The sequence below is a fragment of the Streptosporangium sp. NBC_01755 genome, from assembly GCF_035917995.1.
Lineage (GTDB): Bacteria > Actinomycetota > Actinomycetes > Streptosporangiales > Streptosporangiaceae > Streptosporangium.
In genome coordinates this window covers 4,818,838-4,831,446 of the sequence record NZ_CP109131.1, presented here as the reverse complement: position 1 = coordinate 4,831,446, position 12,609 = coordinate 4,818,838, and the positions used below count along the sequence as shown (strand labels likewise).

Genomic DNA, 12,609 nt, shown 5'->3' with positions numbered 1-12,609 from the left:
GCTCAGCGCGAGACCAGTGCTTCCACGTAGGAGGTCCAGTACGGCTCGGGGTCGACCGCCTTGACCCCGGCGCGGAGCCGCTCGGGCTCGCCGGGGCGGTAGAACGCGGCCAGCGCCGCGCGCAACTCCTCCGCCGAACCCGGCTCGACCAGCAGCCCGTCCACCCCGTCGGTGACGTGGTCGCCGAGCGTGCCCGCCCGGCTGGCGATCACCGGCACCCCGTGCTCGTGGCCGAGCCACACCTGCTGGCTGGCCGTCCCGCTCCGGTAGGGCAGGACCAGCGCGTCCACGTCCGCGAACAACCCCGGCACGTCCGCCGCCGCCACGTAGCCTGGCCGCAGCTCCACCCGTCCGGCCAGTCCCAGCTCGGCGACCAGTGCCCTCGTCGTCTCCTCCAGGCCGCCCCAGAACTCCCCCGCCACCCGCAGTGACACGCCCTCGGGCAGCGCGTGCAGCAGCAGGTCAAGCCCCTTGTACGGGCGGACGAGGCCGAAGAACAGCAGCCGGTCGTGCACGCCCTCGGCCGGGCTCCCCGTCGAGGACGGCAGGTGCGGGGCCATCTCGGCCACTCGCACGGGTGCGGCGGCCAGCTCACGTGCCTTCTCCGCCTGCCGCTCGGAGTGCACGAGCACCGCGTCCACCCTGCGCAGCAGCGCCTTCATCAGCGGCGTGTCGTACGGCTTGCGCTCGTGCGGCAGGACGTTGTGGCAGAGCGCCACGACCCTGGTTCTGCGGCCCAGGCCGGAAAGGATGCCCAGGTAGGGCGGGACCTGCACCGGGCTGAGGACGGCGAGAACCACCAGGTCGGCGTCGCGCAGCCGCCTCCCCGCGCGGACCCAGCCGTCCGGGCGGCGCCAGTCGAGGTCGTGCCGGACGTGCGGGAACGGCTCGCCGTCGGGGGTGTCGACGGTCTGCTGTCCCGGATACAGGAAGGAGGGGTACTGCGCCCGCCACGACTCGATCACCACGTCGTGCCCGGCCGCTTTCAGCCGGTGGGCCAGCTCTGTGGTGTGCGCGGCGCCGCCGCCCTTGTATGGGTACGTCGGCCCGACGACGGCGATCCGCATCTACTCGCTCCTGGAACGCACGATGAGGTCGGCCAGCAGCGCCAGCGAGCCGATGAGCAGACCGGAGATGAAGATCACGATGGTGTTGCTGGTCAGGTAGAACCCGTAGCGGACGATGTCGACGACGCCCTTGACCAGGCCGATACCGATCAGCCAGAGCGCGGGCGGCATGAGAACCTTGAGCGGGTTGAAGTACATGACCATCCGCAGCACCTGCAGGATGTAGCGGTAGGCGTCGGAGACGAAGCTGAACTTCGACTTGCCGGCCCGCTTGCTGTAGCCGATCGGCAGGTAGTAGACGTCGTGCTGATTCGACAGGAACGACAGCGTGATCGTGGTGACGCAGGAGAAACCGGGCGGCAGCAGCCGCAGGTAGGGCTTGGCCACCGACTTGCGGAACGCCCGCAGCCCGCTGTTGAGATCGGGGATCTTCTGCCCGGCCAGCCGTTCGGCCACCTTGCGGATGAACCACTTGGCCGGGACCCGCAGTAACTTGTGGGAGCCCTCCTCGCTGGTCCGCGCGCCCACGACCTGGTCGATCGTCGTGTCCTTCTCCAGGATCTGGACGAGCTCGGGGATGCGCTCGTTCGGGTAGGTCATGTCGGCGTCGGTCCACACGACGATCTCGCCGCGCGCCTCCTGGGTGCCGATCCTGCGCACCGTGCCGGAGCCGCCGTTGCGGTGGAAGGCCCTGATCCGCATGTTCGGAAACCTCGGCGCGGCCTCTTCGAGCCTGGCCAGGGTCTCGTCCGTGGAGAAGTCGTCGACCGCCACGAGCTCGTAGGTGTATCCGCTGTGGTCCATCGCCTCACAGATGCGCTCGACCTCGGCGATGACGTGGTCCTGCTCGTTGTAACAGGGCAGGACGATGGTCACGTACGGTGTTGCGTCCACAGCTGATCCACTCTCGGGCTCTCGGGCTCTTGGTCTCTCGGGCATGCTCTCGACGGGCGAGGATACTCTGCCCGGCCGGGAACCGAGCGCACATCACGTTCTCAGGACAGCTCCCCGGAGCATTCCTGGGTGAATCCCAGCCAGGAACAGCCTCCGTCCAGGCGCCTGACGGATCCGACGCCCGACATCCCCTCGACCGCGTCGATGACCGCAGGCACACTCGCCGGATCCATGAGCTTGACGTGGTAATTCTCCGAGATGAGGACAATACGGAGAGTGCTAGAGGTGAGCTTGCCCATCAGGAGATGCTCGAAGACCCGGCGAGCATGGGTGGCGTCTTCGAAGTAGACACGCTCGATCCCTTCGAGCTCTGCGAGCCTGGCCTCGATGGCCTTCTTCTCTTCCTCCGTGGCCGCGCCTCGGCCCACACAGGGATCGGAAGCCTCTTCCGTCTCCTTGGTTTCTGAGTTCTCGGCTTCACACAACCCGATGGAGAGGTCCGCCTTATCCTCCCAGAAGTTATTGCCGAGGACGTATCCGTAGGAGACACCCGGCGCGTTCTCCACGGTGGCTGCGAACAGCTGGAAGTCGGCCCGGCGGTGGAGTCTGCCCTTGAACGATGTCGGCAGGTCCTCAGGCTGAATGGTCGAGGTCAGAACCCAGTTGTCGGCTTCTCGTCCACGAAGTTCGCCCACACCGTCTCCTGGGATCTAAATGTCACCTCCGCGACCTCAGGCGTCGCACGCAGCCTCTCCTCAAGTGCCCGCTTCTGCTCTGGAGTGATCACCCGCTTGCGACACCTCCCGGAGGGGTCGTCATCCCTGCAGAGGGAGATGGTGAACGTCGCCCCCTCGGGCCAGGGGCCATCCGGTGGCGGGAGCACCCGGCCGGGGTTCTCGTACCCACCGCTTCCGGCCACCCCGAGCACCAGGGCGACGACCGCCACACCGGCCAGCAGGACGCGGCGGGCTCCGGCCCGTCTCCAGGTGCGCGCTCCCCGCTCCGAATCCCCGGAAGACAGTTCTTCGACGTCGGCCCCATCGTTTCGGCCGTCCGAGCCAACCACCGGATCCATCGCATTCAACGCATCACCCACCGCAACAATCCGGCATTTGCCCCAATATCCTGACACAGATACTCAGGATTTGATCACCGAAAATAGAGCGGGTCTCTCCCTTGGAACACATGGACTCCGGTATCGGTGGGCATCCCGTCGGGCAGGAAACCTTCCCCGCCGTTCCGGCAACGACTGCCCGAATGGCTCGGGAATGGAAGACGGTGAGGAAGGCGGTTGGCGTGGGCGAGACGGCGGGCGGGCAGGTGGTCGTTGAGGTCCTGGGGCCGAAGAATGCCAAAAGACTCTGCGGCACCGGCTGGCCTGGCAAAAGCGTCTGGTTCGCCCTCCCGGTGAAGCATGCACCGAATTGACTCCGAGGTTCGGGTCATACGGAAATCAGAGCGGGCCGGATCAGTGACCGGGCCGCGTCGAGAAGTATCGCGATGTCACCCGGGTCCGAGATGAGGGGGCGCGTCCACGGACGTGGTGTACGAGCATCCGAATCCGGTAAGCCGGTCACGGTGGAAAAGCGCGGCGTCGTCCGTGGGGAAAAGCACGCCGAGGGTGGTGGAGCGGTTCAGGGCCGCTCGCTGATGTCGCGTCGTACGGGGTCGAAGGTCAAAAGCGCGCCGAGGGCGGTGGAGTGGCCCAAGGCCGCCCATCGGTACGGGTCCGCCGCGGTGTGGAAGGGTTCGGGGCCGCTCCTCGCCGCTCCTCACCGCCGCCTCGTGCGGGGCTCTCGCCGTGCGGGGTACGAAGGTCCGCGGGATGTCCGGTCAGGGGTCTCCCTCGGCCGGGCGCGGGGACGAATCGGGCCTTCCACCACGAAAAGCGGCCCACCCGAGGGGGCGGGAGTGGCGCCTTCCTTGATCTGGGTGAATCCGCACGCCCCCAGCGTGCCAACTCACCCAGATCATGGAAAATCCCCGATCGTCACCACCACGGCCCCGCCTCCACGCCCGCCATGACCCGCTTTGCCCCCTCCCGGAGCTCCACCGGCCCGCCCCCGGTCACCCACACCCGCCCAACGCCCGCCACCACCCCGCACGATGCGACACCGGTGAGCGGCCCCCAACCACTCCACCGCCCTCGCCGCGCTTTTGACCTTCCACCCCGCACGACGCGACACCGGTGAGCGGCCCCCAACCACTCCACCGCCCTCGCCGCGCTTTTCCCCACGGACTACGCCGCGCTTTTCAACGGCGATCAGCCAGGCGCGACGCAGGTACCGATCTCAAACACTCGTACACCACCTGCGCGGACGCGACCAGATGAGGATGCTCGCTGGGCCTCGGATCGTCATGGCCCTGGGTGGGCACCGGGACGGGCACGAGTTCTCAGGTTTTCGGATCCGCGCGGGGAACGGTCATCCAGACATCGGCGGCCAGGGACCAGGTGCCGTTGGGGGGGTCGACGAGGGAGCGCTCGTCCTGGCGGGTGCGGAGGTTCATGATGTGGACGGGGGTGCCGTACCGGGCGACCTGGCGGGCCTCGGCGGCCAGCAGGACCGGGACGCGGCCGGCGGCGCGGATGCGGGCGGCCAGGCGGGTGACGTCGCTCGCCCTGGGAACGTTGGTGCGATAGAGGGGGAGCCTGGCGGCGGGCAGGCCGCAGGTGCTCCGGACGAGCTGGGTGAAGCGGGCGGCGGTGACGCGCTCGACGACGAGCACCGAGGCACGCGCGGGAAGGGCCGCGCACAGTGCCTCGACCGCGGCGCGCTCGCCGCGCTCGATCGGGGTGAAGGCCGTCCCCGCCGAGACGAACGCCGCCGGGACGAGGAGAAGGACCGCGCCGGCGGTGGCGAGGCCCCTTCGGGCGGCCGGGCCGTACCCGGATCTGCGTGCTCTGTCGCGCACCCGGTCCAGGCCCCAGACGGCCAGCAGGATCAGGCCGGGGATGACGACGGGGACCAGCCGCCGGGCGGCCCACGGCTGGTCGGGGGTGATACCGGGGCGGTAGAGCGTGGTGACCGTGGTCCAGGCGATGACGGCCAGCGGCAGTAGCCACTCCGGAGCCGTCCCCCTGACGAGCCTGCGTGCGAGCAGCGCCGCGGCGAGGGCGGCCAGCAGCGCCGCGGGGAGCCCGATATACCAGATCACCCAGTACGCCGAGTTCTCGTAGTAGAGCCGGGAACCGTTGATCGGCAGGCCGTTGACCCGCTGGACCCCCTCGACGAAGCCCGCGGTCAGCCGGTCCTCCGCCGTGACGGGTGGCCGGATCACGGTCTCCAGCCAGGGCCGGGCCGCAAAGGCGGCCGCGACCGCCGCGACCAGGCCCCCGGCGATCTCGGGCAGCCTCCGAACCCGGGCGGCACGCCGCAGCGGCGCCGCGAGCCGGGGGGCGAGCGCCGCCACCGCGACGGTGAGCACCACGACCACGCCGCAGATGGCCAGCAGCGGGACGAGCGAGCCCGACAGGTATTTCAGGTAAGGCCGGGAGAGCAGGTAGGCCGCGGCGAAACCCAGCCCGGCCCCCACCGCCAGCCCGCCGAGCAGCGGCACGCCCAACCGGCCCCCGTCGCGGTTCCCGGCCCGGCGCACGGCGATGAGCAGTCCGGCGTAGACGAGCACGGGAAGCACGTCGCGCAGCCCGTCGATCCTGACCATGACGGCCAGCCCGAACACCAGCCCCGCCAGGGCGGCACCGGTCCGCGCGGAGCGGATCACCGCAGGATCGGTGCCGGGGGGCACGGGCGGCGGATGACCGACACCGGCGGCGCCGTAACGGACCGCTGTCGGGTCGATGCCCGAGTGCACGAGTGGCGGATCGCCGACACCGGCGGCACCGGAACGGACCGATACCGGGTCAATGCCCGAGAGCACGGGCGGCGGGGACCCGATGGCACCGAAGCGGAGCCTGGCCTCGGCGTCGTACAGCAGGGCGAGGCCGCCGAAGAGCAGGATCAGGGACGGGATCTCGCTGAAGGTGGTCCGCGAGGTGTAGAGGATCGGGAGGCTGACGGCGAAGAGCAGCGCGGCGAGCGGCGCCCAGCGGGCCCCGACGAGCCTGGCGACGACCCCCGCGAGGACGAGCACGGCCGCCGCCCCCAGCACCGGCGGCACCAGCAGCAGCCCGGCGACGTCACCTAGCCAGGCGCCCACCGCGTGGAGCATCGGCGCCCCAGGCATGAACTGTGGCACGACCGCGCCGTCGAAGCCGTAGAAACCCATGCTGTCGAAATGGAGCGCCGGATCGGCGCCGCCGAAGGCACCCTCCTGGAAGGGGACCGGCAGCGAGCCGTTCCTGGCCAGCCAGATGCCGTACTGCGCGTAGGTGGCGGGGTCGCGGCGGACGATCAGTTGCTCGCTGCGGAACAGGCCGTTGAAGACTCCCGAGGCCAGTGCGACCGCGATCACCCCGGTGACCTGCCAGGCGGTCGCCGGAGTGGTCTCCGGCAGGCGTCGCAGGCCGTACCGGCAGAGCAGCGCGGCGGCCGTCAACCCCAGCGGGACCGCGGCGAGCGGCCGGAACCAGCCGAGCAGCAGCAGCGGCAGCCCGGCCAGCAGCCAGCCCGCCAGGACGAGCGCGGGCACGGCCGAGACCACGGCGAGCACCCTGCCCGCCGAAGGCCTGCGCGTACGATCCAGCCAGCCGATGGTCATGACTCGAACCGAGCCTAGTGGCATCCCCGGCAGGTGGCGGCGGACGCGCGGAGAGCTTCCGGGCATGGACGAGAGGTCCGGAAGAACGGACGCGAAGTCCATGTCAGAGGACGCGAGGGCGAGACACCGGACTGGGCGGGAGCCGGTAGCGTACGCGCAGCACGCGAGGACGGGGGACGAGTGGTCGAGTGGGCACGGCGGCGGCATCGCCGGCTCTTTGAGCATCACAGGCTCTTTGAACATCACAGGCTCTTTGAGCATCGCAGGCTCTTTGAACATCACAGGCTCTTTGAGCATCACAGGCTCTTTGAGCATCGGTGGTTCTTGGGCGTGCTGGGCGCGGGGGCCGCGCTGCGGGTGATCGCCATGCTCGGCTACCGGCCCGCGCTCTGGTTCCCCGACTCCTACACCTACGTCGTCACCGCGCTGAAACCCCGGCCCGACCTGGTCCGCCCGGCCGGATACCCGATGTTCCTGCGACTGCTCGAACCGTTCCACGACTTCGCCCTCGTCGTGCTGGCCCAGCACCTGCTGGGGCTGCTGGTCGGCGTGCTGGTCTACCTCACCGCGCGGCGGCTGGGGGCACCCGCCTGGGCCGCGACGCTCGCGTCCGTCCCCTCCCTGCTGGACGCCTACCAGATCGAGCTGGAACACCTGCTGGTCTCCGACACCCTGTTCACGGTCCTGGTCATGTCGGCGGCCTGCCTGGCCGTGCGCCGATCCGTCGGATGGCGTACCGCGTGCGGGATCGGGCTGCTGCTCGCGGCGGCCACGTTGACCAGGACCGTCGGGCTGCCGCTGGTCGCGCTCTTCGCGGGCTGGCTGATCTTCAAGCAGCGGGGCCGGGTGGCCGTGGCGGGGGTGATGATCGCCGCCGCGACGGTGCCGATCCTCGGGTACGGGGCCTGGTTTTACGCGACGTACCACCGGATCGGCATCGTGGGTGCGAACGGGGTCTTCCTCTACGCCAAGACGATGACCTTCGCCGACTGCGACGTGATGCGCCCGCCGCCGGACCTGGCGGTGCTCTGCGACCCCCGCCCGCCCGCCCTGCGCCCGCCCGCGCAGGAGTACGTCTGGGCACAGGACTCACCGCTGGTCAAACTGCCCGGCATCACCTTCAGCCGCCGCAACGACGCGCTGGCCGGGCGGTTCGCGTCGCTGGCGATCCGGAGCCAGCCGCTGGACTACCTGGGCTCGTTCGCCTCGGAGCTGGCCCGCTCGTTCACCGTGGGCCGCCCGGTCTACCCGGATCAGGAGATCTACGACTACTACCTGTTCCCCGCGGCGCCGCCCGCGCCGCCCGGGCGCTACCCGGCGACGGCGGGTGCCCAGGCCGCGGAGCACTACCAGCGGGGTCCGATCACCACCCGGATCGTCGAACCGTACGCGGGCTGGATCCGTACCTATCAGGGAATCGCCGGACTGCCCGGCGCGGCGGTGCTGGTGATCCTGCTGCTGCCGCCCGCGGCGGCGTGCGTCCGGCGGTTCCGCCCGGACACCACGGCGTGGGTGCTGCCCTGGTCGGTGGCGGTGGTGCTGCTGGCGATGCCCCCGGCGGTGGCGGAGTTCGACTACCGGTACGTCCTGCCGGCCGTGCCCGCCGCCTGCCTCGCGGCGGCACTGGCCGTGCGTAAACCTAATTTCAGTAACATTCCATTAAATGTCCGGATTTGAGTATGCTAGCCGCCGGATCATCACGGCGGCGGCAGGGGGCGGTCTTGGCCAAGTTCGCATCATCACGGCTCCTGGTGCGCACCTCGTGATCTACTCTCTGGGCGCGATGATCGAGCTGCGCGAGAACCGGACGATGCCGCCGAGCAGGGGAATCGTATGAGCGACCACCGGCAGGCCGCCGTCAGAGACCGTCGGCCCGAACCCGCCTCCCACGGCCGCAGGGGAGCTCGGCGCGCAGGCGGAGATGGTCCTCCGCCACAGAACCCGGAGCCAGATCTTCCGCCACGGCCACAACCGAAGGAGACTTCGCCGAGAGGCAGGGGCCGCAAGCAGAAACGGCTCAGCATCGGCGCCTGGGCGGGCATCGCGGCGACCGGCCTGCTGGTGCTCGGCACCCTGGGCGGCTACAAGGTCTACCGGGACACACTCGGCGAATTCCGGACCGTCGACCTCGCCGGCAAGCTCGGCAAGAACCGTCCGGTGAACGCCACGGGCGCGCTCAACGTGCTGATCGTGGGCTCCGACACCCGTGAGGGCGACAACCTGAAGTACGGCCAGAAGATGGCCAACGACGGCAAGCGCACCGACACGATCATCCTCATGCACATCGCGCCCGACCGCGACAAGGCGACGTTCGTCAGCTTCCCCCGTGACTCGGTGGTCGCCATGCCCGCCTGCACGTCCGAGACCGGCGCGCAGGTCGCGGCCCGCACCGAGATGATCAACGCCGCCTACAACGAGGGTGGCATCACCTGCACGATCGCCACCGTCGAGTCGCTCACCGACATCCGGATCGACCACTTCGTCGAGGTCGACTTCACCGGTTTCAAGAACATCGTGAACGCCCTCGGCGGTGTCAGGATCTGCCTGACCAAGCCGGTCGACGACAAGAAGGCCAAGCTCACCCTCCCGGCCGGCTGGCACCTCCTGGCGGGCGAGAAGGCGCTGGGCTACGTCCGGCTGCGCAACTACGGCGACGGCAGCGACATCGGCCGGATCAAGCGCCAGCAGGTCTTCCTCAGCCAGGTGGTGAAGAAGGCCACCAGCAGCGAGCTGCTGACCGACCCCGGCAAGATGCTGAACTTCATCCAGACCGCCGCCAAGTCCGTCCGAATGGACAAGGCTCTGGCGCAGGACACCGCCACCCTGCTCCAGATCGGGCAGAGCGCCCAGAAGCTGACCGCGAGCGGCGTCAAGCTGATCACCGTCCCGTGGGCCCCGCACCCGGACGACCCGAACCGGGTCGCCTGGACGCAGCCGTACGCGGACCAGCTGTTCGCCGCGATCAAGAGCGACACCGAGGTCACCCCGCCCCCCGACACCACGGTCAAGACCGTCAAGCGCGAGCAGGTCAGGCTCCAGGTGTTCAACGGCACGGACACGCCGGGCCGGGCCAAGCAGGTGGCCGACGAACTGGCCGAGCAGGGCTTCGTGGTCACCCACGTCGGCAACGCCCGCCCGGCGGCCGGCAACGTGCCCACCACCACGGTGCGCTACGCCAAGAAGGACACCGCGGACGGCCCCTCCTACGGCGACGCGGTGGCCGCCAGGCTCTCCGGTGACAAGCGCACCCCGGTCGTGGGCAAGGTCAGGCCGGTCACCACCGACAAGTACACGCCTGCCGTGGCCCCCACGCCCACCCCGGGCGCCACCGCCCCGACCGGACCGGTCATCCAGCTGATCATCGGCGCCGACTGGCCTGGCGTCCGAGTCCTTCCCAAGATCCCCGACGCCCTCACGGACAAGGTCGTCGACAGCAAGACCAACCCCTGCACCTGACCCCCTCGCCCGGCGAGTGGCCGGGCGAGGCGCCCGGGCCGAGCGCCACGGCCGGGCCGAGCGCCACGGCCGGCCGGGCGACAAGCTCGGGCCAAGCGGAAAGCCCGGGCCAAGCGACAAAGCCGGGCCGAGCAGCGAGGCCACGGCGTCCGGACGGCCGGGCGCCACGACAAAACCGGGCGAACCGAACACCCGCCCCCGGGCAACGGAGCGCCACCACCGGGAAAGAGCGCGAGCACCGGCCGTTCCCGGGTTTTGGACAGTCACGATTACCCGAGAACCTCCCGAATCAGAGTGCGTGAGTGCGACAGCGGGCTCACAGTCGGTTTAGGGTGGTCAAGGCGAAGAGGCGAACGCTTGCCCGGCCCTCCCCCTGGCCCGCCCCGGGCGCCTCCGCCAGTCTGCCCGACTACTCCCCGGTCTCCGACAGATAGCTGAGCCTTCCCCTCGTGAGCGACATCCGACCCTTCCAGGTGCCGGCCCCCCAGGACGACGGCGATTCCGACGGCCCCGGCAGGTCCGCCGGCGGACAGGGCCGGAAACCCGCCCCGTGGCCGACGCCCGGCCAGACGCAGCCGCCCGGCGGGCATCAGCCCACCTGGCCGGAGCCACCCGGCGGCTCGGCCGCCCCCGGCAGTCCGTCCCGGTACGAAACCTGGGCCCCCCGGGAAGAGGAGAACCCCGGCGAGGTCACCGAGTGGGGCGGCTACCCGGCATATCGGGAGCCCCACCCCAACGATCCACTCGACCTGTCCAAGCCCCTGGAGCCCGAACCGGTGCCGCAGGAGTCCATGTGGGCCCGTGAGAAGCCCTCGTCGTGGACTCAGGACGGCCCGGCCTGGGCACAGGAGAACACCGCATGGGCACAGGAGCCGTCGCGGGCACAGGAGAACACCGCATGGGCACAGGAGCCGTCGCGGGCACAGGAGAACACCGCATGGGCACAGGAGCCGTCGTGGGCGAGGGAGGCCCCTGCCCCGCAGGGGGCTCCCCAGGTGCCCCTCCCCCGTCCTGACTGGGCCCCACCGCCCGTTTCGCAGCCGCAGACGGGCACGCACCCCTACGCCGCCCCCCAGCCCCAGGCACCCGGCCCCGGACAGCCCCTGGCTCCCGGACAGCCCCTGGCTCCCGGACAGCCCCTGGCTCCCGGACAGCCCCTGGCTCCCGGACAGTCCCCGGCTCCCGGACAGCCCGCGAGTCCCGGGATGTTCCCGGGCGCCGGGCCCCCGCAGACCGTCGCACCCCCCCGGCAGGCGCCGCCCGCGGGCGGAGAGCGCCCCTTCTCCTACTGGGAGAACAACCACCGGGAGAGCGAGCCCTCGTTCTGGAACCAGGGCCCGCAGGCCGAGCAGGAGCTGCGGGCGGAGCTGGAGCGCGAGTCGCGCGTCGAGGAGGAGCCCCCCGCTTCCCCCGCCAAGAAGAAGCGCGAGCCGTATCTCGACAATGTGAAGTTCGTCCTGATCGCCCTGGTGGTGGTGGGCCACTCGCTGGTTCCCACCCTGAAGGCGGACTCGGCGAGCGCGGCATACCTGTTCGTCTACATGTTCCACATGCCGGCGTTCGTGCTGATCAGCGGCTACCTGGGCCGCAACTTCTGGCACTCCAACGCGAAGATCAACAAGCTGGTCGACACACTGCTGATCCCGTACGTGGTCGTGGAGATCGGCTACGCGCTGCTCCGCTACGGGCTTGGCCAGAAGTGGACGCTGACGATAATTGATCCGGCCTGGCTGAACTGGTATCTGGTGGCCCTGGTCCTCTGGCGGATCTCCACGCCCATCTGGACCCGGATGCGGCAACCGCTGCTGGTCGCGGTGGTCATCTACATGGCGGCGGGCTTCTCCGAGATCTCCGGGGACTTCAGCATCGACCGATTCTTCGGCCTGCTGCCGTTCTACGTGTTCGGCCTGCTGCTCAAGCCCGAGCACTTCGACCTGCTCAAGCCCACCTGGGTCAAGATCACCTCAGCTGTCGTCCTCGTCGGAGCCGCCGGGGTGGCGATCCTCATCGCTCCCCACGTCCCGCGCGACCCGATCTACTTCCGCTACAGCTTCAAGGCCATGGACATGTCCTGGTGGACGGGCTTCGGCGTGCGCGCCGCCGTGCTGGTCGCGGCGCTGATCATGACGGCCGCGGTGCTCGCGCTGGTGCCCCGCCGCGAAACCTGGTTCTCCGACCTCGGCACCCGCACCCTGTACGCCTACCTGCTCCACGGCGTCGTGGTGGTCATCGCCAAGGACCAGGGCTGGCTGAGCTTCCCCTGGCTGTACGGCCCGCTGGGCGTGGCGGCGATCGCGTCGAGTTCGCTGGCCCTGGCCATCGTGCTCTGCCTGCCGGAGACCCGCAAACTCTTCAAGTGGCTGCTCGAACCCAGGCTGGTATGGCTCTACCGGCGGCCGTCCCCGGCACACGCCGCCAAGGCCGTGCCCACCACCGAGGCCGCACCCGCCGCCAAGGAGAGTTCAGCGGCAGTTCCCCGGTAATTAACGCAACACCTCCGGTGATGACGGAACAGACGCCCAGCATCGGCATA

General features: G+C 70.0%; 8 protein-coding genes. 3 read left to right on the top strand and 5 right to left on the bottom strand.

The window, feature by feature from the left end; all coding sequences use genetic code 11:
• Positions 1-2 precede the first annotated feature (2 nt).
• The 5 genes from OG884_RS23200 to OG884_RS23180 form a co-directional block, all read right to left on the bottom strand.
• Positions 3-1,067, bottom strand: a complete 1,065-nt coding sequence (locus OG884_RS23200; RefSeq protein WP_326636082.1) for a glycosyltransferase family 4 protein — start codon at positions 1,065-1,067, stop codon at positions 3-5.
• Positions 1,068-2,006, bottom strand: coding sequence for a glycosyltransferase family 2 protein (locus OG884_RS23195; RefSeq protein ID WP_326636081.1), 939 nt, complete (start codon positions 2,004-2,006; stop codon positions 1,068-1,070).
• A gap of 56 nt (positions 2,007-2,062) precedes the next feature.
• Positions 2,063-2,656, bottom strand: a complete 594-nt coding sequence (locus OG884_RS23190) for a permease-like cell division protein FtsX (protein ID WP_326636079.1) — start codon at positions 2,654-2,656, stop codon at positions 2,063-2,065.
• Entirely contained in the window at positions 2,614-3,036 is a 423-nt protein-coding gene (locus OG884_RS23185; RefSeq protein ID WP_326636077.1) for a permease-like cell division protein FtsX, read from the bottom strand. The genes OG884_RS23190 and OG884_RS23185 overlap by 43 nt, the downstream gene beginning before the upstream one ends.
• Positions 3,037-4,355: 1,319 nt before the next feature.
• The gene (locus tag OG884_RS23180) at positions 4,356-6,620 is read right to left on the bottom strand and encodes a hypothetical protein (protein ID WP_326636075.1); all 2,265 of its coding nucleotides are present in this window, start codon (positions 6,618-6,620) and stop codon (positions 4,356-4,358) included.
• Between the two features lie 330 nt (positions 6,621-6,950).
• Here OG884_RS23180 and OG884_RS23175 point away from each other — a divergent pair, with 330 nt between their 5' ends.
• From OG884_RS23175 to OG884_RS23165, 3 genes are all read left to right on the top strand, one after another.
• The gene (locus tag OG884_RS23175) at positions 6,951-8,297 is read left to right on the top strand and encodes a hypothetical protein (protein WP_326646975.1); all 1,347 of its coding nucleotides are present in this window, start codon (positions 6,951-6,953) and stop codon (positions 8,295-8,297) included.
• Between the two features lie 156 nt (positions 8,298-8,453).
• Entirely contained in the window at positions 8,454-10,076 is a 1,623-nt protein-coding gene (locus OG884_RS23170; RefSeq protein WP_326636073.1) for an LCP family protein, read from the top strand.
• A gap of 449 nt (positions 10,077-10,525) precedes the next feature.
• A complete protein-coding gene (locus OG884_RS23165; protein ID WP_326636071.1) occupies positions 10,526-12,559 on the top strand; it encodes an acyltransferase family protein in 2,034 nt (677 codons plus the stop codon).
• Positions 12,560-12,609: the final 50 nt, after the last annotated feature.

What these genes read in the sequence shown, in the direction of transcription:
- OG884_RS23200 (WP_326636082.1), bottom strand. Translation starts at nt 1,067, where the DNA reads ATGCGGATCGCCGTCGTCGGGCCGACGTACCCATACAAGGGCGGCGGC.
- OG884_RS23195 (WP_326636081.1), bottom strand. Translation starts at nt 2,006, where the DNA reads ATGCCCGAGAGACCAAGAGCCCGAGAGCCCGAGAGTGGATCAGCTGTG.
- OG884_RS23170 (WP_326636073.1), top strand. Translation starts at nt 8,454, where the DNA reads ATGAGCGACCACCGGCAGGCCGCCGTCAGAGACCGTCGGCCCGAACCC.
- OG884_RS23185 (WP_326636077.1), bottom strand. Translation starts at nt 3,036, where the DNA reads ATGGATCCGGTGGTTGGCTCGGACGGCCGAAACGATGGGGCCGACGTC.
- OG884_RS23180 (WP_326636075.1), bottom strand. Translation starts at nt 6,620, where the DNA reads ATGACCATCGGCTGGCTGGATCGTACGCGCAGGCCTTCGGCGGGCAGG.